15 protein-coding genes and 1 other annotated feature are annotated in these 22109 nt (G+C 51.9%); of the genes, 6 read left to right on the forward strand and 9 right to left on the reverse strand.

Annotated elements, in window-relative coordinates; translation table 11 throughout:
* Positions 1–114 precede the first annotated feature (114 nt).
* Both LI015_RS04705 and LI015_RS04710 read left to right on the forward strand, forming a co-directional pair.
* Positions 115–531, forward strand: coding sequence for a hypothetical protein (locus tag LI015_RS04705; RefSeq protein WP_002564655.1), 417 nt, complete (start codon positions 115–117; stop codon positions 529–531).
* Between the two features lie 44 nt (positions 532–575).
* Positions 576–857 carry a hypothetical protein gene (locus LI015_RS04710; RefSeq protein ID WP_002564656.1) on the forward strand — a complete coding sequence of 94 codons (282 nt, stop codon included), beginning with the start codon at positions 576–578 and terminating at the stop codon, positions 855–857.
* Positions 858–912: 55 nt separating this feature from the next.
* Here the strand turns inward: LI015_RS04710 and LI015_RS04715 are convergent, their stop codons facing one another.
* From LI015_RS04715 to LI015_RS04725, 3 genes are all read right to left on the reverse strand, one after another.
* The gene (locus tag LI015_RS04715; protein ID WP_002564657.1) at positions 913–1755 is read right to left on the reverse strand and encodes a L,D-transpeptidase family protein; all 843 of its coding nucleotides are present in this window, start codon (positions 1753–1755) and stop codon (positions 913–915) included.
* Between the two features lie 191 nt (positions 1756–1946).
* The gene (gene leuS / locus LI015_RS04720; RefSeq protein WP_002564658.1) at positions 1947–4361 is read right to left on the reverse strand and encodes a leucine--tRNA ligase; all 2415 of its coding nucleotides are present in this window, start codon (positions 4359–4361) and stop codon (positions 1947–1949) included.
* Positions 4362–4467: 106 nt separating this feature from the next.
* Positions 4468–4724: a binding site (T-box leader), on the reverse strand.
* A gap of 35 nt (positions 4725–4759) precedes the next feature.
* The gene (locus LI015_RS04725; RefSeq protein WP_002564659.1) at positions 4760–5125 is read right to left on the reverse strand and encodes a 4-fold beta flower protein; all 366 of its coding nucleotides are present in this window, start codon (positions 5123–5125) and stop codon (positions 4760–4762) included.
* Between the two features lie 199 nt (positions 5126–5324).
* Here LI015_RS04725 and LI015_RS04730 point away from each other — a divergent pair, with 199 nt between their 5' ends.
* The 3 genes from LI015_RS04730 (at position 5325) to LI015_RS04740 (ending at position 10909) form a co-directional block, all read left to right on the forward strand.
* The gene (locus tag LI015_RS04730; RefSeq protein WP_117627429.1) at positions 5325–6857 is read left to right on the forward strand and encodes a DUF1538 domain-containing protein; all 1533 of its coding nucleotides are present in this window, start codon (positions 5325–5327) and stop codon (positions 6855–6857) included.
* Positions 6847–7545, forward strand: coding sequence for a hypothetical protein (locus tag LI015_RS04735; protein WP_227124244.1), 699 nt, complete (start codon positions 6847–6849; stop codon positions 7543–7545). Before LI015_RS04730 ends, LI015_RS04735 begins: the two co-directional genes overlap by 11 nt.
* Before the next feature lie 79 nt (positions 7546–7624).
* Positions 7625–10909: a UvrD-helicase domain-containing protein gene (locus tag LI015_RS04740; RefSeq protein ID WP_227124245.1), complete on the forward strand. Its 3285-nt coding sequence runs from the start codon at positions 7625–7627 to the stop codon at positions 10907–10909.
* Positions 10910–11045: 136 nt separating this feature from the next.
* Here the strand turns inward: LI015_RS04740 and LI015_RS04745 are convergent, their stop codons facing one another.
* The 3 genes from LI015_RS04745 to LI015_RS04755 form a co-directional block, all read right to left on the reverse strand.
* Entirely contained in the window at positions 11046–12386 is a 1341-nt protein-coding gene (locus tag LI015_RS04745; protein WP_002564663.1) for a citrate synthase, read from the reverse strand.
* A gap of 30 nt (positions 12387–12416) precedes the next feature.
* On the reverse strand, positions 12417–14720 hold the full coding sequence (locus LI015_RS04750; RefSeq protein WP_227124246.1) for a hydratase: 2304 nt from the start codon (positions 14718–14720) through the stop codon (positions 12417–12419).
* A 219-nt stretch (positions 14721–14939) separates the two neighbouring features.
* Positions 14940–16046, reverse strand: coding sequence for a CPBP family intramembrane glutamic endopeptidase (locus tag LI015_RS04755; RefSeq protein ID WP_227124247.1), 1107 nt, complete (start codon positions 16044–16046; stop codon positions 14940–14942).
* Between the two features lie 177 nt (positions 16047–16223).
* Here LI015_RS04755 and LI015_RS04760 point away from each other — a divergent pair, with 177 nt between their 5' ends.
* Positions 16224–16874 (forward strand): Crp/Fnr family transcriptional regulator, encoded by a 651-nt coding sequence (locus tag LI015_RS04760; RefSeq protein ID WP_002564666.1) that lies wholly within the window; start codon positions 16224–16226, stop codon positions 16872–16874.
* Here the strand turns inward: LI015_RS04760 and LI015_RS04765 are convergent.
* From LI015_RS04765 to LI015_RS04775, 3 genes are all read right to left on the reverse strand, one after another.
* Positions 16863–19415, reverse strand: a complete 2553-nt coding sequence (locus tag LI015_RS04765; protein ID WP_002572501.1) for a putative bifunctional diguanylate cyclase/phosphodiesterase — start codon at positions 19413–19415, stop codon at positions 16863–16865. The two genes, LI015_RS04760 and LI015_RS04765, sit on opposite strands and share 12 nt — an antisense overlap.
* Positions 19416–19552: 137 nt before the next feature.
* A complete protein-coding gene (gene rd, locus LI015_RS04770; RefSeq protein ID WP_002564668.1) occupies positions 19553–19717 on the reverse strand; it encodes a rubredoxin in 165 nt (54 codons plus the stop codon).
* A 214-nt stretch (positions 19718–19931) separates the two neighbouring features.
* Positions 19932–22028 carry an elongation factor G gene (locus LI015_RS04775; protein WP_002564669.1) on the reverse strand — a complete coding sequence of 699 codons (2097 nt, stop codon included), beginning with the start codon at positions 22026–22028 and terminating at the stop codon, positions 19932–19934.
* Positions 22029–22109 lie beyond the last annotated feature (81 nt).

A 22109-nucleotide genomic window follows, 5' to 3' on the forward strand; every position in this document is an offset into this window, starting at 1 on the left:
TTATAATATATGCAGTGTCCAGGCTTTGGCTCATTGTGCCGGAAAATAAGTGGCATGTAACAGGCTCCTCCCGCATAAATTGGAAGCAAAGAAAGAAAAGGCTGGTGGAAATACATGAATCCATCTGATGACTATAAACTAACCGACCTGGACTATCTCATAGGCGACCACCATCTGCAGATGATTAAGGCCTCCCTTCCCTACCTGGGCGTTCCCGAACAAAAGGCCATCTCCCTGTTTGTCAAGGTCCAGGAACTGCGAAAGACAGTGGAGCTATTTGAGACTGAAGAGGTGGCATCCATGGGCATCTGCTCCCTGGAACGTCCCCAGGGAAACGGCTCCATGCGCGATTTGTTAAAGGCCATTCGTCCATATGGGAATCCCATGGAGCAGGATATGATTGACATGGCCGAAACCCTGATGGAAGGCCAGACTCCCATGGACCAGCTGCGCAGGTTCCTGACACCGGAGCAGCAATCGCGTTTTGAGACCATGGAAATGATATTCACTGCCATGCAGGCTATGGCCTGATACGGCCATTCACTGAATCCCTTAACAGAAAGGACTACATAATTATGGATAACAGCTGGAAACAAGACCCCAGGCTCAAGGCCATGAACAAAGATAAACTGGCCATGCTCACCGAATTTGCGGAGCGGATTGAACATTCAGACAAAAACAACATGATGGAGGCATTCATGGCCATCAACATGGAAGCCCGGCAAAAGGGCGTACAGTTTAACGACAGGGAGACAGACCTTCTGGTCAACATCCTCAGTTCCAGGATGCCTCCCTCAGAGAAAAAGAAAATTGATTTATTAAAAATGCTTTCAAAAAAAATGGCAGGGCCGCGCTGATAGCGCCCCCTGCCTCTGCCTTATGGAATTGTTTTAATAGAATTATTTTATGGAATTAGTTTAACCGCTCCAAATCCGGCGCAATCACAATCTTAGTGTGCTCTGTGGCTGACTGCACCAGCTCCTTGGCCCGTTCCTGGGGCAGGCGGATACAGCCCGCGGATCCGTTATCCCTGGCAGCGGTAAAGCAGTGAAGAAAGATGGCAGAGCCCTTCCCGGGCTCGCATGCTTCATTGTAATTCAATGCCAGGGCGTAATTGTAGTACGGGGACGCTGCCGCCATATTCTCTGCGGAGTTCCAGGTCTTTGCAACCTGCGATGTATTGACCAGCTTGTTATAATAGGGACTGGCTGAATCATCCACCCAGTAGTCGCCTTTTGTGATCTTATGGTATGGCAGGACGCTGCCCGGATTTTCCCTGAGCCCAAAAGCCATGGTAAATCCATATGTACCGGAGGGCGTGCTGCCGTCCCCCTCTGTCTTCTGGTCCGTAATTCCGTTCCTTCCTACGATGCCTGCTTCCTTCCAGACCATCTCCCAGGCTTCACCTGACTTCTTATAATAATATACATCTGCGCTACAGCCGCCGGTTCCCACTACCACCACCAGCTGGTCCGCATCCTTTGCTCCTTCCAGATTCTGGGGCTGTATGACCCCATTCTCCACTGCAGCCTTCTTTTCCTCAGGCTCTGCTTTTGAAGCAGCAGGTACCCCCGGCCCCTGTTCTGCCGGATTCACGGCTGTCCCTGCAGCTGTCCCCGCGCCTGCACTGCCGGCAGCCATGGCCGTAATACCGCCCGCTGCCATTATGGCTCCTGACAGAACAAACGCTGCCGCTGCCCTGCCTATTTTATGACACTTCCCATTCATTTCCATCGTTCTTCTTTCATGTCTCATGGCCGTCACCTCGATATCCTGTTTTGTCCATTTCCTATTATAACCTGCTATAGCAGGAAATGTTATTTCTTTTTTCTTACATTTCCCGGTATGGACACGGCCCCAAAGCCCAGCGCAAAAATGCCTGCCCAGCCCATGTGCTGCAGGCTGCGCAGGCATTTTGTCTTCCCGCTTATATGCGGGAATCTGATTTATTTACATACAATATTGACAATCTTTCCAGGCACGTAGATCTCCTTTACCACATTGCCTGTCAGCTTTTCCTTCACAGCTTCCCGTCCCGCGGCAATGGCATCTTCCTTGGAGCTGTCTGCGCTGATGCTGATAACGGCCCGTGTCTTTCCGTTAATCTGGACAGCCACCTCGATCTCATCGTCCTTCATGGCCTCCTCATCGCATTCCGGCCACTGTGCATGGAACACGCTGTCGTCACCGCCTAACTGCTGCCACAGCTCCTCTCCGATATGGGGTGCAAAGGGTGCCAGAAGAATCACGAAGGTCTTAAGGGTCTCCCTGTCGATTCCGCCTTCCTTCCTGGCCAGCTCAATCAGCTTATTGTTGTACTCCATGAAACCGGAAATAACAGTATTGAGGCTGAACTGGTTGAAGCGGTATTCAATGTCATATACCAGCTTATGGCGCAGCTTTATCATTTCTTTGGACGCCTTCACATCCTTATCCTTGTTGTCCATCACCAGGTTCCAGAAACGGTTCAGGAAACGCGATACGCCCTCAATGCCCCGGTCATCCCACTCTGCGTCCAGCTCCGGCGGTCCCACGAACAGCTCGTAAAGCCTTAAGGAGTCGCAACCGTAATCCCTCACCAAATCATCGGGAGAAACCACATTGCCCTTGGATTTGCTCATCTTAATGCCGTTCTTTCCGGTAATCATACCCTGGTTAAACAGCTTCTTGAAAGGCTCATCAAAATCAATAGCGCCGATATCACACAGGAACTTGGTGTAGAAACGTGAGTACAGCAGATGGAGCACCGCGTGTTCCACGCCGCCGATATACATATCCACCGGAAGATACTTGTCCGCCTTTTCCCTGGATACCAGCTCTTCCTTGTTGTGGCTGTCCACATAGCGCAGGAAGTACCAGGAGGAACCGGCCCACTGGGGCATGGTGTTTGTCTCTCTCTTGGCAGGAGCGCCGCAGACAGGGCAGGTGGTGTTGACCCATTCGTCAATGGCAGCCAGAGGTGACTCGCCGGTTCCTGTGGGCTGGTAGCTCTCCACCTCAGGAAGCTTTAAGGGCAGCTGGTCCTCAGGCACAGGCACACAGCCGCACTTGGGACAATGGATGATGGGGATAGGCTCGCCCCAGTAACGCTGGCGTGAGAATACCCAGTCTCTCAGCTTGTAGTTGACCGTCTTATGGCCAAAGCCCTTTTCCTCTATCATGTGAGGCGCTTCCTTTTTAAGGACAGCGGACTCCAGGCCGTTCCAATCACCGGAATTAATCATGATGCCGTTGGCCTCGGTATACGCCTCGGTCATGTTCTCAATTTCCTTGCCGTCCTTTGCGATTACCTGTACAATGGGCAGGCCGAACTTCCTGGCAAACTCAAAGTCCCTGTCGTCATGGGCAGGCACGCACATGATGGCGCCGGTACCGTAATCAGCCAGTACGTAATCAGACAGCCAGATAGGCGTCTTTGCACCGTTTAACGGATTAACTGCATAGCTTCCGGTAAACACACCGGTCTTTTCCTTGGCCTGCATACGGTCCACATTGGAACGCATGGAAGAATCGAATATATATTTTTCAACGGCCTCCCTTGTCTCATCGGTGGCCAGGCTCTTGGCCAGGGCATGCTCCGGCGCCAGCACCATGAAGGTGGCTCCGTAAAGGGTGTCCGGCCTGGTGGTGTACACGGTAATCTTCTCTTCCCGCCCGTCAATGGGGAAATCCACCTCTGCGCCGTATGACTTGCCGATCCAGTCAGTCTGCATCTTCTTAACCTTCTCAGGCCAGTCCAGCTTATCCAGGTCATTTAACAGACGCTCTGCGTAAGCAGTAATTTTAAGCATCCACTGGCGCAGATTCTTCTTGGTAACTGTGGTGCCGCAGCGCTCGCAGCATCCGTTGACCACTTCCTCGTTTGCCAGTCCGGTCTTACAGGAAGGACACCAGTTAATGGGGAATTCCTTCTCATAAGCCAGGCCCTTCTTAAACATCTGGACAAAGATCCACTGGGTCCATTTATAAAAGTCCGGGTCCGTGGTGTTCACTTCCATATCCCAGTCATAAATTGCCGCAATCTGTTTGATCTGGCGCTTGATATTCCTGATGTTCGCCTCTGTGGACTTAGCCGGGTGCACGCCCATCTTGATAGCGTAGTTCTCAGCCGGAAGGCCGAAGGCATCCCATCCCATGGGATGAATGACATACTTTCCCTTTAACAGCTGATACCTGCTCCAGACATCTGAAATCACATATCCTCTCCAGTGTCCTACGTGAAGGCCGCTGCCTGAGGGGTATGGGAACATATCCAGACAGTAATACTTTTCCTTCCTGCCATCGTTCACATTGATGGGCTTCTCTTCCCAGTTCTCACGCCACTTTTTCTCAATGGCGCTGTGGTTGTACTGTGTTGCCATAATCTCATTCCTCCATTGGTTATCTAAGGGGATGATTCCCCTTTATCCAGACAGCATACCTGCTGCGCGCAGTTTTCTGTGAAACAAAAAAGCCTGCGCCTCTATTGCTAGAGACGCAAGGCTTAAAAATCCCCGCGCGGTACCACTCTGGTTCATGCTGTCTGACGCATGCACTTAATCCTCTTATAACGGTAAGGTCTCCGTCCTGTCCTACTGGTTCCCGGTCCCCCGTTTCCGGCGGCCCTTCCTCGTTGGGGCAGGCTACTCCAGGGCCAGTTCAACAACCATCCGTCACCGGCTTTCACCAGCCGCCGGCTCTCTGCATCCATCCGGTTATCTACTCTTCCCTATCTGCGTATTTGCACTGATTCTTAATTTAACATATTTCCCAAACAGTGTCAACTGTTACCAGACAAAAAATCCCCTGCCGCGATCTCTGACCAGGCCGCCTTATAGGCTGTCTTGGAGCGTTTTGTCTCCCTGGACCGTCTCACCGGTCTGGCTGCCCTGGCCCATTTGGCCGGCGTCTCATGGCGTGAGGGCTTTGCCGGTCCCTGGGTCCTGGCCTCATCCGTAAACATGACGCAGTATCCATCCAGGTCCCTGATCCACCCCTTCTCAAACCATCCATACTGGGTGCCCCCAAAACCGTATACCGCATCCTCATTCAGATACGCTGCCGGCTTTCCGTCAAACAGGTAGATATGTTCCCCGTCACTGTCAATATACGCTGCCGGCGTCCCGTTTCTGTCATACAATGTCATACTTCCATTCTCCCCATTTATTTCCATTTTCTGCTGCCGTGTATGCCCGCAGCGGATCTATTATACTACTGCGCTGTCCCGGATTCAATGAGTTTCTTAACATAATTCTAACGGCCCCTTCTCTTGCCTTTCCGTTTGTCCTTATGTTAAGCTAAAATATATATGTTAACATAAATAACGGACAACAGGAGGTAATTTATTGAATCAGAAGCTAAAAGAAAAAATCACAGAATCCTTATCATCTGTGCTGCCCGTTACCTGCATTGTATTAATCCTTGGGATCACCATCACTCCCATTCCCCTGGACCCGCTGATGCTGTTTCTGGCAGGGGCCGCCTTCCTTATTATAGGAATGGGATTCTTCACCCTGGGAGTGGATATGGCTATGATGCCCATTGGAGAAAAGGTAGGTGCGCAGCTGGCCAAGGCAAAAAAGCTTCCGGTCATCGTCATTGCATGTGTCATCATAGGCGCCATGGTCACAGTGGCCGAACCGGACCTGCAGGTCCTGGCCAGACAGACACCGGCAGTGCCGGACATGGTGCTCATCCTGGCAGTAGCTGCAGGAGTCGGTTTCTTCCTGGCACTTGCATTTCTTCGCTCCCTCTTCGGCTGGAGCCTTTCCCACATTCTTCTGGTCTGCTACATCATTCTCTTCATCCTGGCCTTCTATATTCCAGGTGATTTTCTGGCTGTAGCCTTTGATTCCGGCGGTGTGACAACAGGTCCTGTTACAGTTCCCTTTATCATGGCCCTGGGCGTGGGACTGTCTTCCATCGGCCAGGGGAAAAACGCGGACAGCGACAGCTTTGGACTGGTATCCCTTTGTTCCATTGGCCCCATTCTCTCTGTCATGATACTCGGACTTTTGTTCCAGTCATCTTCCGGCGCCTATGAGCCCATGACCATTCCATCCATCAGCAATTCCCAGGACCTTTGGCTGGCCTTCCAGAGCGAACTTCCCCACTACGCGGCGGAAGTATTCACGGCCCTGTTTCCCATCCTGGCTTTTTTCCTGCTCTTCCAGATATTCTTCCTGAAGATGCGCAAACGCCAGGTGGTGAAAATACTGGTGGGAATGCTGTATTCCTACATCGGGCTGACGCTGTTTCTTACAGGCGTAAATGTGGGCTTTATGCCAGCCGGAAGCTATCTGGGAAAACAGATGGCCTCCCTGCCCTATCGCTGGATTCTGGTGCCAGTGGCCATGCTCATCGGTTATTACATCGTCAAGGCAGAGCCTGCCGTACAGGTGCTCAACAAGCAGGTGGCGGATGTGACCGGCGGAAGCATATCTGAAAAGACCATGATGACCGGACTTTCCATCGGCATGGCCCTGTCGCTGGGATTCTCCTTATTCCGGGTCATCACGGGACTGCCGCTCATGGCCTTCCTGCTGCCGGGTTACGCCCTTGCCCTGGGTCTCTCCTTTGTGGTGCCCCCGGTCTTTACCTCCATTGCCTTTGACTCAGGAGGCGTTGCCTCCGGTCCCATGACAGCCACCTTTCTCCTTCCGCTGTGCATGGGGGCCTGCGAAGCCCTGGGAGGCAATATTCTGACTGACGCCTTTGGCATCGTGGCCATGGTAGCCATGACCCCTCTCATTATCATCCAGCTCATCGGACTGTCCTTTGAGCTTAAAACCCGCAGGGAGAAAGCTGTTTCCAGACATCCTGTGGTGGATATGGAACAGGAATTCATCAATTTAGAGGAGGAACCTTATGAGCCATAAAAGTATAAAGCTGGCAGCCGCCATCGTAAACCGCGGGGCCGGGAACAGGGCAGCTGCCATATTCCATACATACAACCATGAAATACTGCTGGCTGTCAGAGGACACGGCACAGCCAGCTCGGCAGTCATGGACTGTCTGGGACTGGATGAGCCTGAAAAGGACCTGGTTCTGGGACTTTCATCCAAGGCCGGCGCCGACCGTCTGCTCCGTGCCCTTGGCAGGGAAATGGAATTTTGCAAGCCCGGACACGGCATTGCTTTTACCCTTTCCCTCACAGGCATTAGTTTCGCTGCCATGGACATTTTAAGCCGGCACGAAGACCAAACAGGGCCAAACAGCCGCCCAGCAGAACACAAGGAGGATATTCCCATGACAAATTCCCATTCCTATGAATTAATTGCTTCCGTCATCCACACCGACCTGTCCGCGCCTGTTATGGAGGCCGCCAGAAAGGCCGGCTGTCAGGGCGGCACCCTGATAAAGGCCAGGGAAATAGGCAGCGATGCCGGCAAAAAGCTGTTCGGCATGACCCTTTCCCAGGAAAAAGCCATACTGCTGATTCTGACCCCCACCAGCTTAAGGGCGCCCATCCTGAAGTCCATATGCGAGACCGTAATGAAGGAGACCGGAGAACACGCAGTGGCAATTTCCCTGCCCGTGGATGCAGTGGAGGGACTGACCGGCTGATGCTGGCAGAAAAAACCGCTTTCTTTTTGGGATGAATCCTTTATAATAAATACTATCAAAGGAAAGCAGGTGCATCGCAATGTACATTGGTGATTTACATATCCATTCCCGCTACTCCAGGGCCACCAGCAAGGAGCTTACGCCGGAGCACCTGGACTTATGGGCGGGGAAAAAAGGAATTAACATTGTAGGTACGGGTGATTTTACTCATCCGGCCTGGAGGGCGGAGCTGGCTGAAAAGCTGGAGCCCGCCGAGCCGGGTCTTTACATGCTTAAAAAGGAATATTCCTTACAGCGCCCGTCCATACTTGGCCAGAGCAGGCCCCGTTTTGTTATCAGCGGGGAAATCAGCTCCATTTACAAGAAAAACGGCCGTGTGCGCAAGGTACACAGCCTTATCCTCCTGCCCAGCCTGGAAGCAGCCGAAGTGCTTTCCAGGCGGCTGGAAGCCATCGGCAACATACATTCGGACGGACGCCCCATCCTGGGATTGGACTGTCACGATCTTTTGGCCATAACACTGGAGGCATGCCCGGATGCCATCTATGTTCCGGCCCACATCTGGACCCCGCATTTTTCACTGTTCGGGGCATTTTCCGGTTTTGATACCATTGAAGAGTGCTATGAGGAGCTGACTCCCCAGATTCATGCCCTGGAGACAGGACTGTCCTCTGATCCGGCCATGAACGGGAGGCTGTCGGCCCTTGACTCCTTTCAGCTCATCTCCAACTCTGACGCCCACTCTCCCGCCAAGCTGGGCAGGGAGGCCAGCCTGTTTGACATTCCCATGTCCTATGCGGGGCTCTACGGCGCCATACAGAGGGGCGAGGGCCTTAAAGGCACCATTGAATTCTTTCCTGAGGAGGGCAAATATCATTTTGACGGCCACCGGAAATGCCATCTCTGCCTCAGTCCCTCCCAGGCCAGGAAATACAACGGCATATGTCCTGTCTGCGGCAGAAAACTGACCACAGGCGTACTTCACCGGATTGAACAGCTGGCTGACCGGGACGAGGATTTCCTGCTGCCCCAGGGACGTCCCTTTGAAAACCTGGTGCCCCTGGGCGAGGTCATTGCCTCCTCAGTGGGTTCCTCCCCGTCCAGCGTAAAGGTTTCCAGGCAGTACGAACACCTGCTGGAGGAACTGGGCAATGAATTTTATATTCTTCGCCAGGCCCCGCTGGAGGATATCAGCCATGCGGCCGGCTCCCTGACAGCAGAGGGCATACGCCATCTGAGAGACGGAAAAGTCCAGTGGCGGCCCGGCTATGACGGCGAGTACGGGACCATGCGGCTGTTCCAGTCAGCCGAGCTTGACAATGTGGAGGGACAGATGTGCATGACCTTTGAGACAGCGAACGCGGACCTGAGCGAAACCATGGGACCTGGGAGCCCGGGAGCCCCGGGGGTGACGGGGGATGCGGAGCTGGCAGCAGATGCGGTTCCTTCGGCAAATACTGCATTGTCCGGCAAAGCCGGCGTTTCCCACGGCTCAACGGCTTCCCGTGAAGCTTCCTATGAAACAGCCGTATCAAATATCCTGACTGTTTCCAATCCCTCCTCTGCCCTGAACCGGGACCAGCAGCAGGCCGTGGAATCCGTATTCCCGGTAACAGCCGTCATAGCCGGTCCGGGTACAGGCAAAACAAAGACTCTGGTGTCGCGCATCGAACACCTTATGGGTGAGCGGGGCGTAAAACCTTCTGAGATTACGGCCGTCACCTTTACAAACAAGGCAGCGGACGAGCTGACACAGAGAATCCGCCAGGCACTGCCAGGCAGGCGCAGCCTGAACCAGATGCAGGTCGGAACCTTCCATTCCCTCTGCTACCGGCTGTTAGCCCGGTCCGGAACAGAGCTGTCCCTGGCAGACCAGGGACAGGCGGAAGAATGCGCCGGAGAAACCATAGAAGCCCTGGAACTCGCCTGCACCGTCAGGCAGTTTCTCACCGCCATCTCTCTGCATAAGGCAGGGCTGTCCTCCGCGCAGGGCTTTGCCGCCTATATGGCCGATGATTCCGCCGCGGAAACCGGCTTTATCCTGACGCAGGAAGGGGCAGACCGGTACCAGCAGGCGCTGGAGTGCAGGAAGCTTATGGACTTCGACGACCTGCTTCTCAACATGCTGCGCCTTCTTGAACAGGAACAGAAAGCAGAATACAGGAAGCAGCATTTTTCTTATCTGCTGGTGGATGAATTCCAGGATATCAGCCCGGTCCAGTACCGGCTCATCAAGGCATGGAATAAAGGCGGGCGGGAACTCTTTGTCATCGGTGACCCGGACCAGTCCATCTACGGCTTCCGGGGTTCTGACAGCCACTGCTTCGACCTGCTGGAACAGGATTTTCCGGGAACCAGCACCATACGGCTTACCACCGGCTACCGCTCCACCCCGGAGATACTCTCCGCCTCCCTTCCTCTCATCTCCCGTAATCCGGGCGGTGAGCGCAGCCTCTCAGCCGCCCGTCCCCACGGCGGTCCGGTGCGTCTGGTGACAGCACAGACCAGCCTGTCGGAGTCCATCTTCATTGCCAAAGAAATCAACCGCATGGTGGGCGGAATCGACATGCTGGATGCCCACAGCCAGACCCCCGGCCTGCTGGATACTGCCAGGAGCTTTGCCGATATCGCCGTCCTCTACCGCACCAATCACCAGGCCCGCCTGCTGGAACAATGCCTGCAAAAAGAGGGAATCCCTTATGTGGTAGCGGGACGGGAGGATTATCTGGACCATCCGGCTGTCCAGGGCACCATCTCCTTTTTCGGGGCCCTGCTTAAATCTTCGGGGTTAGATGAAGATACAACGAAACTCTGCAGAAAACGCATTTCCCCTTCCGCAGATTACAGCAGCCTGGCAGAGCGCTTCCTGCCAAGACTAAAAAGAGACAGGCCCTGGAAACTTCTGGCGGATTGGATTTCATGCCTGGGGCTGGGGTCAGACAAGTCCATGGACACCTTTGTCTGCATGTCCTATTTCCACAAAACCATGGAGGATATGCTGAGCACACTGGCCTTTGGACAGGCCCACGATCTGAAACGAAGCGGTCAGGATTCCCGCCCCTCCGATGCAGTGACGCTTATGACTCTGCATGCCTCCAAGGGTCTGGAATTTCCCGTGGTCTTTCTCTATGGCTTAAGACAGGGAATCCTCCCCCTTAAAACAGGAAAGGGAGCTGTGAATCCGGAGGAGGAACGCCGCCTTATGTATGTGGGTATGACAAGGGCCAGGGACGAATTAATTCTCACCACCTCAGAGGAACCTTCCCCATTCTTAGAGGAGCTTCCCAAAGATGCCTGCCGCCGGGAAAAGGCCCGGACTCCCGGCAGCGGGATGAAGCAGCTGAGTCTCTTTGATTTCATGTAAGATTTTAAAAACTGGGCATTTGCCGCGGTACTTTCCCTCTCAATACAAAAAGACCTGACGCACGCCATAGATGGGGCATCAGGTCTTTTCACATATTCACATATATCAGGAAACCGGAATGGCAGTACCGGGCATCCTATCTCTCGGACATAGGCACATAATCCATGTTGTCGCCTACGTACTTGGTGGCCGGACGCATAATACGGCCGTCATACAGCTTATTCTCAATATTATGGGCCACCCAGCCCACAACGCGGCTGCACACAAACAGAGGTGTGTATAAATCCCTTGGAATCCGCAGCATACCGTATGCAAACCCGCTGTAGAAATCCACATTGGTGGGAAGGGCCTTGCCCTTGATTTCCTCCATTACTTCCTTGGCAATACGCTCAAAGCGCATATAGAAGTCCAGCTCCCTGGTATGCTTCTGCTCCTTGGCCACCTCCATGCAGCAGGCCCTTAAGACCTCTGCACGGGGATCGGACACCGTGTAGACAGCGTGGCCGAAGCCGTATACAAGGCCGGAACGGTCATAGAGTTCCCCTGCCATCAGCTTCTCCACTGCCTGGCGGATCTTCTTATCGTCTGCATCATAGCCGCCGGTTTCAGCCAGCACCGCATCCATCATCTCTGCCACCTTGATATTGGCGCCGCCGTGGCGCGGCCCCTTAAGGGAGCCGATACCGCCGCATACCGTGGAGTAGATGTCTGTGCCCGTGGATGCAATCACCACATTGGTAAAGGTGGAGTTGTTGCCGCCGCCGTGATCCGCATGAAGCATCAGTATGGTATCCAGCAGATTCGCTTCCTTGGAGGTGAATTTCTGGTCCTTTCTCAGAAGGCTTAGGAAATTCTCGGCAATGGAATATTCCGGATTTGCATAATGGATGAACAGGCTTTCCCTGTCATAATAATGCACCTTGCTCTGATAGGCATAGCAGGCAATGGAGGGCAGCTTTGCCAAAAGGTTAACGCCCTTGACCAGGGTCTGGTATACATCAATATTGTCCGGATCGTCATCGTAATTATACAGGGTAAGGACCGCGTCCTGAAGCTTATTCATCAGATTCTTACCGGGAAGGCGCAGCAGGTTCATTTCCACGAACTCATCCGGAATGGTGTAGCAGTGTCTCACCACATTGCAGAACTTTTCCAGTTCAGCTTTCTTCGGCAGATATCCGAACAGCAGGAGGAAACAGGTTTCCTCATACCCGAAATGGCTCTCCTTCTTCCCCTTTACCAGGTCCAGTACATCCACGCCCCGGTAGAGAAGCCGTCCGGGAATGGCCTTGATTCCTCCGTCTGTCTCCTCATATCCCACTACGTCGGCCACCCTGGTAAGGCCTATCCGCACACCGGTTCCGTCCTCATTCCTGAGGCCCTTCTTTACATTGTACTCTTTATACCATTTATTAGGAATATCCGTGTAATTCTGCGACTTCCCATAAAACTGTGCCAGAAAACTCTCCTTAACCATGTACCCATGCTCCTTTCTCAAATACCCCCATCAGTGTCTGCCCCTGTTATAGTTAATCAGACAGCCGGCCTTTACGATTTCCCGCTCCTCTGCCGTCATATCCGCAATATACAAATCCAGGGTTCTTATGCTGCTGCCCTCTTTTCCCAGCACATAAGCCTTAATATCCTTTAAATCCCCGTCCAGGGCTTTCCTTACGCCCGGAACATAAATATAATCTCCTACCTCGAAGCAGGGAGCCTCCTCCATCTGGAAGGGAACCATGCCCCAGTTCATCACATTGGAGCGGTAACGCTTGGTGGCGTATTCCTTACAGATATTGGCCAGGCCTCCGATGACTCTCTGGCAGCTGGCTGCCTGTTCCCTGGCAGATCCGTCGCCAGGTTTTACAGCATAAATCATGCTGCCCACTTCCGTGTCCTGAACCGTCACATTCTCATTGCCTTCAATGCCGCGGATGGCGTCAAAGAGCTTCTCCAAAACAGGCTCCAGCTCCACTTCCTTGGCCGCGCCCTCCTTTGTTCTGGCTTTTTCCAGCTTATCCACTTCCTTGGCCCTACCCACATACTCCGGGTCCCTTCTGGACAAAGTGAATTCTGCCAGTCCCAGGGGATTGGACCGGTAAGATGAAGTCTCGCCGGAAGGAATCAGCTCATCGGTGGTGGTCACAGGGTCCATGATTTTGGAACATACCTTCAGGAGAATATTGTCTGCCAGAGGACTCATCTCCGGCCAGTCCTTGATATTCGGTCCGTAGACCAGCTCCTTTTCCCCGTCGCCTTTGTTGTAACCCATGTATACCCGGTTCTTATAGGAAATGTCGTCAAATTCATACTCAGGCACATTGTCCCAGCCCTCAAGCTCCCATGCGGAGGTAAGCCTTCCTCCGTTGGCTGCCGTGGCTGCAATGGAACGCGCGTCCATCAGGGCAACCGCGGCCATCTGGCCGTTGCCTGGTTTGGATCCTTCCCTGTTGGGGAAATTTCTGGTGGTATGGCGGATACTCAGACCATTGTTGCAGGGCGTATCGCCTGCGCCGAAGCAGGGGCCGCAGAACGCAGTCCGTATAATGGCGCCTGCGTCCATCAGGTCGGACACAGCCCCCTTCTTCACCAGGTCCGCAAAGACAGGCTGAGAAGACGGGTATACTGCCAGGGAGAACTCGTCGCAGCCGCAGTTCTTTCCCTTTAATACACGGGCAGCTTCCATTACGTTTGAATAGGTGCCTCCTGCGCAGCCAGCGATAACTGCCTGCTGAACCATGAGCTGGCCCCCCTCAATCTTATCCCTCAGGGTAAAGGATGCCTTTCCGCCCGATACCTTGGCAGCCTCTGCTTCCACCATGCCCAGTATATCGTCCAGGTTGGCCTTAAACTCGTCAATCTCGTATGTATTGCTGGGATGGAAGGGAAGGGCAATCATGGGCTTTACCGTGGACAGATCCACGTATACGCAGCCGTCATAGTATGCCACATCCGCGGGAGCCAGTTCCTTATAATCTTCCTCCCTGTGGTGCTTGGCCAGATAAGCCCTGGTGTCACCGTCCGTCTTCCATATAGATGACAGGCAGGTGGTCTCTGTGGTCATGACGTCCACGCCATTGCGGTAATCGGTTGTCATGGAAGCCACGCCCGGCCCCACGAACTCCATCACCTTATTCTTTACATATCCGTTCTTAAACACGGCTCCGATGATAGCCAGGGCAATATCCTGGGGACCGGTTCCCGGCCGGGGCGCACCGTCCAGATAAACGGCTACAACACCCGGATATGCCACATCATATGTATCCTTAAGAAGCTGCTTCACCAGCTCCCCGCCGCCTTCACCTATGGCCATGGTTCCCAGGGCCCCGTAACGGGTATGGCTGTCGGAACCAAGTATCATTCTGCCGCATCCTGCCATCATCTCCCTCATGTACTGATGAATGACCGCAATATGCGGAGGAACATAGATGCCCCCATATTTCTTAGCCGCAGACAGGCCGAACATGTGGTCATCCTCATTGATGGTCCCTCCCACCGCGCACAGAGTATTGTGGCAATTTGTCAATACATAAGGAATCGGGAACGTCTCCATTCCCGAAGCCTTGGCTGTCTGTACAATACCCACGAAGGTGATGTCATGGGATGCCATGCTGTCAAACCGCAGCTTCAGATGTTCCATGTCGCCGGATGTGTTGTGGGCCTCCAGAATGGAGTAGGCAATGGTCCCTTTCCTGGCGGATGCCTGGTCAGCATCCCTGCCGGTCAGTTTCTTTACCTTTCCGCTCTCTGATTCCGGTACGATTTCAGTGCCGTTAACCAGATAAATACCGCTGTCATACAATGATACCATTTCATTACCTCCTGGTGTCTGATTTTATGAAAAAGGGCTCGGCTTGGATTTTTGCCTGCCCCCTTACATTCGTTGGTTATTACTATAAAACAAAAAAATTGATTTGTCCAGTATTTTTATTGTAGTTACCACAGCTTTTAAATTGTGGTTCATGTTAAGTCTGACATATCTTTTACTGTCACATGCTAATACTTTATCACATCAAAGCACCCGTGTAAATCACCAATTTAATATAAACAAACCGCAGCATATGACAAAATAGACAATCATCCCCACATTCAAAAACGCTGTCTGAAAAGCTCTCCCCTTTCTCAGGGGCCACTGTCCCGGCTGAAAGGTAATCTGGCGCCGGTACATAATGATAAGAGTAATGGCTGCAATGAGACAGGCCAGCATGAAAAACAGATATGCCAGTATCATGATGGAGGAAAACGCTGTCACCAGCCACCCCATGTCAACTCCCAAAATAGATTCAATCTGCCGGATCATCCACGGTCCCTCTGCCAGTCCCTGGGCCCCCTTTGACAGTTCCACGGTGATGACGCCGCCCAACAGGTTGAACAGCATATGAAACCCTATGGTGTATCTCACCTTCCCTGTCTTTGCATACACGTAGGCCCAGAGAATTCCTATGCCAAAGGCATAAAAGAACTGGGAAAAATTACCGTGGGCCATGCCGAACATAATGCCGGATATGATGATTGCCGTTTTCTGTCCATATCCCAGCAGCCGGTCCATGACCAGCTTCCTGAAAAAAAGCTCCTCCACCACAGGGGCCATAATGACCGTTGTCAGCAGATTGACCCACAGGCTGGAATTTCTGATAAGCTGGTCCAATTCAGCGGAATCAGGGCCTGATGGCTGTAAAAGCCCTACCAGCCTGCCCAGAATATTTCCTGCCAGCCCGATTCCCACTGCAATGACAAAGAAGGACGCGAATTTCCAGAATCCCCACTGCTCCTTCTGGGGCGCCCCGCACTTTGGCACAAGCTGGAGCAGTCCTGCCACCGCCGGAAAGGCCACCAGGTACATGGGCAGGGACGACATAAGCATACGCCCCGAAAATCCATAGAAATCAATAAAATCACCCAGCAGAGAATTAAGCAGCTCCACCAGGACCATGACCACTACCTGGGCTGCCAGGGTAAGCAGCATGAAGGCCGCAGCAGCCAGCCCCACATGTGAGAACTGCTTCCTCTGGCGCCTCTCCATGGCAGCTGCCTGCCGCGGGTCCTGCGGCGAATCAGGCTGCGGGCTGTGCTGCGAAGCCTGCATCTGCGGGGCAGGCTCCCAGGCCCTTCCCCGGTTTTCATTATCGTATATCATAGGCCACATCCAGTCTCCTTCATCAAACTTATCATACATCGCGGCTCTGGTTCTGTATGTCACACCGCACTGTATGGGAACTGTCAAAAGACAGTCCTTTTTTAGTGTTGCAATTGCAACAAAAAAGTATTATGATATTAGATATCATACCATAAAAGATAGCAGGGTAAAAGAAACATGACAGAATATTTTCAGAAAAATCTATTTAAAGACATTTCCATTGATGAGTATAAAAAACTGCTCTCCTGCCTGGACGGAAGAACAAAACAGTTTAAGGCTGGCGAGACCATATGCGATTACGATGAAGGCTTTCATGAAATCGGCATCATCGGCAAAGGCACTGCCTCCGTTGTCCGCTATGAATACAACGGAGCCAGAACCATCCTGGAACGCCTGGGTCCCCAGGACATCTTCGGCCATCTGCTTTCCTACGAGGGCAGCGAACATGCCGGTATCAGCGTTGTCTGTGACAGCCCCTGTGACATTCTCTTCATCCACTACGCCACCATCGGTTCTCCCTGTACCAGGTCCTGCGCCCACCATCACCAGCTGACCCAAAATCTGCTGGACCTGATTTCGGAGCGGGCCTTAAACTTAAGCCGCAGGGTGGAGGTTCTGTCCCAGCGCACCATCCGCGAAAAGCTCATATGTTACTTCATGCAGCTGGCCGCTCAGGCCAAAGCCTCTTCCTTCAGCCTTCCCTTTACCATGGTTGACCTGGCCGATTACCTTTCCATTGACCGCAGCGCCATGACAAGGGAGCTGAAACGAATGAAGGAGGAAGGGCTGATTGAGATGGACAAGCGCTGTGTCCGCCTATTCCTTTAATCTGTCTTCAAACTGCCGGGCGCTCATAGGGCGCCCGAAATAATATCCCTGTATATATTCCATTCCCAATTCCCTTACAGCCTCATACTCCTCTTTCGTCTCCACGCCCTCCAGGCATACCTTCCTGCCCACATCATGGCACAAGTCGGTGATGGATCGGATAAAGGTAGCATTAAAGAGGTCTGAGGTGATCCCCTTCACAAATCCCCTGTCTATCTTCACCACATCCACGGGGATACTTTTCAGTGAAAACAAAGACGAATACCCCACCCCGAAATCATCCATGGCAATTTTTACCCCAAGTTCCTTCATCTGTGCAATCAGGCGCAGGGTGTCCTCCTCTGCCTTTGCCAGGTATGTCTCGGTCAGTTCCATAATGAGTCTGGACGGCGCCAGGCTGTTTTCCTCCAGCACCGTCCTGAGGAAGGAAATAAAATTCCCCTGGGTAAGCTGGATATAAGACAGATTCACACTAATCTGGAAATCCGGCTTTGACCGGCTCCATTCCAGGCACTGGGCCATACTATGACTCAGTATCCACTGTCCAAAAGGAATGATTAAGCCGCTCTGCTCCATCAAAGGGATAAACTCGCCGGGAGAAACATCCCCGTATTTGCTGCAGTGCCATCTGGCAAGAGCCTCAGCTCCGCAGAGCCTGCCCGACAATGTGTCTACCTGGGGCTGGTAATGGATGGTGAATCCTGCAAAGCCGCGCTCCACGCTCTCCCGCAAAAGCTCCATCAGCTCCAGCCGCCGCTCCCTGTCAGCCAGGATATCCCTGGAAAACACGGTCATCCGGTTCTTTCCCATCATTTTGGAGTATTCCAGAGAATAGTTGGCGCTCTTAAGGAGCTCCAGATAATTACTCCCATCCTCAGGATAACCAGCATACCCCGCCGACAGGGTACAGAAGTATTTCCTTCCCCCGTATTCCTGCTGCCTGCAGAAATTCTGCTGAAGCTTACCATATATGCGGGCAGCTTCTTTTGCATCCCCTTCCAGGAGGAGGATGCCGAATTCATCCCCATCCAGCCGATAGAGCATGGCATTGGGCGGAAGCATGGATGCCGCCTTCTGAGCCGTAATCCGCAGGACCTCATCCCCAAAAGAACGGTCGTACAGATCATTGATATTTTTAAAGGAATCCATGTCCAGCACCATAAGGCCGATGGAATCCATACTTTTGCGGCCTGCCAGGTATTTCTTGATATTTCCCTCAAATTCGTATTTGTTGTACAGGCCGGTCATATGGTCAATCTGGTTTTTTTTGCCCAGATTACTAATCATGCCGGCAAACAGCTCCGGCTGCCCGTCCTTATCTCTGAGCATCTTCCCCCGGCACCGCAGCCATATCCATTCCCCTCTCACATTCCTGGCCCGGTATTCTATATTATGATAATCCTCTCTTCCGTCCGCTATACTCTGATTACTCTCCAGAAAATAGGCTTCATCATGAGGATGAATCAGCTGCCCCCAAAATGCGGCTGCCTCCCTGACCGTCTGCCCCGGCAGTCCGAATTCCTCCACCATGGCCTGGGGATAGCGGAACACTCCGGTTTTCATATTTCCCACAAAAATATAATCATCCGTGCTGGCTGACAGCGCTTCATAGAGGCTTCCGCCGGCATAATCAAAAGTCTCATCCCCGCTCTCAGGTTTCTCTTCAAGCCTGCGCTTGGCACGATCTATATGATATCCTCTCTTCTGTATATACATCTGCTCATCCGCCCGGGATATGATGTCCTCCACCGATCCCATTTCCCCCGGATAGACCTCTGCGATTCCGTAGCTGAAAGAGACATCATACTCCTTGAGCAGGCGTTCTCGTTCCTGACCTGCCCTGGTTAAGAGCCGCTTCATGCTTTCATCTGCCGCGTTCATATCACGCCCATAAAATACCATGACAAACTCATCACCGCTGAGACGGTACATGAAATCCAGCCTTCCAAGGCACTCCTTGGCTATGGATGCCACGTACTGAAGAAGCTTGTCCCCCTCGCTGTGTCCATACCGGTCATTGACCGATTTCAGCTCATTGATATCATACAGTACCACGGTCACTATCTGGTTCTCACGGCTCCCCTGCTCCAGGGCCCGTATAAGGCGTTCGCTGCCTCCCCTGCGGTTTAGCATGCGCGTCAGCTCATCGGTGCGGGCTGTCTCTGAAATCTGGTCATATTCCGTCATATCCACAGAATTCTGTATGTGGTAAAGCTTCCCCTTCCACTGAATCAGGCTGTCATAATTCCTGTATTTTCTGCCGGTCACAGAATTGGTCTCGCGCCAGACACAGATTTTATTGTCCTCCATCTGTTCCAGCTGCCTGATTTTACAGTAAGGGCACCGGCCCTTCATGTCCTTTTGCAGCACCTGCCAACAGACACAGCCTTCCGGCCTTATAAGCCCGAAGGTTTCTTTCATGGTTTTATTCATATAAAGGATTTCATCTGTTTCTACATCCGTTATATAGAAATTGGTGTCCATCTGGTCCAAAACAGCTGCCAGGAATGAATCCTTAAATGAGTTTTGCTGTTCTTCCATCTCAAAAAATCCTCTTTACTATATTTCAAAGCTCTCTCTTTATTGTAAACTCTTTCCAGATTATGTACAAGGGGGGAAATCAAATAAAAAGACGCCTCCTTCCAGGTTTTATCCGGAAAGAGGCGCCAGCGCACACCTTATTCTTCAACAACAGAGAACATATCTTTTCCAACCCCGCAGAGAGGACATACCCAATCATCCGGAATATCCTCAAATGCAGTTCCCGGCTCGATTCCGCCGTCCGGATCGCCTACCTCAGGGTCATATATCCATCCACATGGATCACATACATATTTTTTCATTATCATTTCCTCCTTAAATTATTATATCATTTATCTTGGTTTTGAATCATTTCCTTTGATGTCATTACTATATCATAAACATTCCTATTTTTCTGTGACATTTGCAACATAAAAATGATTTTTTGATATAATATTTAATTTGCCACATATTCCGGAAAACATGCATGGAAAAACAGCTGCCCAAACTTACTCCGGGCAGCTGTGGCATTTACTTTTATTCGCCGTCCTTAGCTGCAGCCCTTGCCTCTATCTCACGTTTCTGTACATCGCCGGGAGCCTGCTCATAACGGCTGAATTCATAGGAATAATCGCCCAGACCGCCTGTCATGGAGCGAAGGTCTGTATTATATCCAAAAAGTTCAGACATAGGAATATCCGCCTCAATGACCTGCTTGCCGTTGTGATTGGAATTCATGCCCAGCACGCGTCCTCTTCTGCGGTTTAAATCGCCCATGACATCGCCTGTAAACTTATCCGGAACAGTTACCTTAAGGGAGGCAATGGGTTCAAGGAGCACGGGATTTGCTTCCATAAAGCCCTGCTTAAAGGCAAGGATGGTGGCCATCTTAAATGCCATCTCCGAGGAATCCACCGGGTGATAAGAACCATCCAAAAGAGTGGCCTTTAAGCCCACAACCGGATATCCTGCCACAGGTCCCTTTAATACGCATTCCTGCAGTCCCTTCTCAACAGCCGGGAAGTAGTTCCTTGGCACGGAACCGCCGAATACCTTTTCCTCAAATACATACGGTGTCTCCAAATCGCCGGATGGCTCAAATTCCATGATGACATCGCCATACTGTCCGTGTCCGCCGGACTGTTTCTTATGCTTGCCCTGTACCTTTACTTTCTTGCGCAGGGTCTCGCGGAATGCAAACTTAGGCTGGCTTAAGGTCACATCCACCTTATAGCGGCTCTGCAGCTTGCTGATTACCACATCCAGCTGCTGATCGCCTATGCCGTATAACAGGGCCTGACGGTTCTCAGCGTCGTTGACCACCTTAAGGGTTAAATCTTCTTCCATCATCTTAGCCAGAGCCGTGGATACCTTGTCATCCTCGCCCTTGTTCACAGCCTTATATGCCATGTATGTGTATGGTGTGGAGGTCTGGGGCTTATGGTATACAATGGGTGCCGTGCGCACAGCCATGGTATCGCCGGTCTGGGTCACAGTCAGCTTTGCAACAGCTCCGATGTCACCTGCTTTCAGCTCCTGCACCTCAATCTGATCCTTGCCACGCAGGATATAGAGTTTGCCGATCTTTTCCTCAGTATCCTTATTCACATTGTACACCACCGTGTCGCCCTTAAGGGTACCGGTACAAATTTTCATCAGTGAGTACTTGCCGATGAATGGGTCCACAATGGTCTTGAATACCCTGGCGGACAGGGATACATCGTCGTTGTACTTGGCTGTAAAGCGCTCGCCCGTGGAAACATCCACGCCGATACACTCAAAATGGTCAGGTGACGGGAAGTATTTGTCAATGGCCTGCAGCAGGACCTTAAAGCCCTGGCAGTTAATGCCGGAACCCATCATGACAGGAACGATGTCCCCTTCAATAACATGGGTCCTCAGCGCGGTGGAAATCTCCTCCTGGGTAAACTCTTCTCCAAGGAAATAACGCTCCATATATTCTTCACTGGTCTCGGCAACGGCTTCAATGAGGGCGTCCCTGGCAATGGTCAGGTTTTTCTGGACATAATCAGGAATCTCACACTCCTCATAATCACTTAAATGAGTGAAACGGCGTCCGCCCATCTTTACCACATTGACGAAACCTACGAACTTTTCATTTTCACGGATTGGCAGCTGGAACGGGGCAATCTTACGTCCGAACTTAGTCTCCAGCTTAACCACAAGCTCACGATAGCTGGCATGGTCATCGTCCATATTTGTGACGAAAATCAGCCTGGGCAGGTTGTACTTCTCGCACATCTCCCATGCCCTCTCTGTACCAGGCTCAATACCTGCCTTACAGTTGACAACGATAATGGCTGCATCGGCAACACTGATTGCCTCCTCAACCTCTCCTACAAAATCAAAAAATCCCGGCGTATCCAGAAGGTTAATCTTAATTGGCCCGTCCTCGCCCTCATATTCCAGAGGAATCAGAGTAGTGGAGATAGAAAACTGTCTCTTGATTTCTTCCTTGTCATAATCGCTGATGGTGTTTCCGTCCGGCACCTTGCCCATACGTTTTGTAACACCAGTCAGCAGCGCCAATGCTTCCGCAACGGTTGTCTTACCAGCGCCTCCATGTCCAAGTAATACAACGTTGCGGATTTGTTCAGTTCCATATACGTTCATAAACTTCCCTCCTGTTCATTAAATTTAAGCCTATGCGTATATTTTACTAAATTTTTCAGAATTTTTCAAGCATTTTATATG

Source organism: Enterocloster sp. 210928-DFI.2.20, from assembly GCF_020554465.1.
GTDB classification, from domain to species: Bacteria; Bacillota; Clostridia; order Lachnospirales; family Lachnospiraceae; genus Enterocloster; species Enterocloster bolteae.

What these genes read in the sequence shown, in the direction of transcription:
- LI015_RS04705 (WP_002564655.1), top strand. Translation starts at nt 115, where the DNA reads ATGAATCCATCTGATGACTATAAACTAACCGACCTGGACTATCTCATA.
- LI015_RS04710 (WP_002564656.1), top strand. Translation starts at nt 576, where the DNA reads ATGGATAACAGCTGGAAACAAGACCCCAGGCTCAAGGCCATGAACAAA.
- LI015_RS04715 (WP_002564657.1), bottom strand. Translation starts at nt 1,755, where the DNA reads ATGAGACATGAAAGAAGAACGATGGAAATGAATGGGAAGTGTCATAAA.
- leuS (WP_002564658.1), bottom strand. Translation starts at nt 4,361, where the DNA reads ATGGCAACACAGTACAACCACAGCGCCATTGAGAAAAAGTGGCGTGAG.
- LI015_RS04725 (WP_002564659.1), bottom strand. Translation starts at nt 5,125, where the DNA reads ATGACATTGTATGACAGAAACGGGACGCCGGCAGCGTATATTGACAGT.
- LI015_RS04735 (WP_227124244.1), top strand. Translation starts at nt 6,847, where the DNA reads ATGAGCCATAAAAGTATAAAGCTGGCAGCCGCCATCGTAAACCGCGGG.
- LI015_RS04740 (WP_227124245.1), top strand. Translation starts at nt 7,625, where the DNA reads ATGTACATTGGTGATTTACATATCCATTCCCGCTACTCCAGGGCCACC.
- LI015_RS04745 (WP_002564663.1), bottom strand. Translation starts at nt 12,386, where the DNA reads ATGGTTAAGGAGAGTTTTCTGGCACAGTTTTATGGGAAGTCGCAGAAT.
- LI015_RS04750 (WP_227124246.1), bottom strand. Translation starts at nt 14,720, where the DNA reads ATGGTATCATTGTATGACAGCGGTATTTATCTGGTTAACGGCACTGAA.
- LI015_RS04755 (WP_227124247.1), bottom strand. Translation starts at nt 16,046, where the DNA reads ATGATATACGATAATGAAAACCGGGGAAGGGCCTGGGAGCCTGCCCCG.
- LI015_RS04760 (WP_002564666.1), top strand. Translation starts at nt 16,224, where the DNA reads ATGACAGAATATTTTCAGAAAAATCTATTTAAAGACATTTCCATTGAT.
- LI015_RS04765 (WP_002572501.1), bottom strand. Translation starts at nt 19,415, where the DNA reads ATGGAAGAACAGCAAAACTCATTTAAGGATTCATTCCTGGCAGCTGTT.
- rd (WP_002564668.1), bottom strand. Translation starts at nt 19,717, where the DNA reads ATGAAAAAATATGTATGTGATCCATGTGGATGGATATATGACCCTGAG.
- LI015_RS04775 (WP_002564669.1), bottom strand. Translation starts at nt 22,028, where the DNA reads ATGAACGTATATGGAACTGAACAAATCCGCAACGTTGTATTACTTGGA.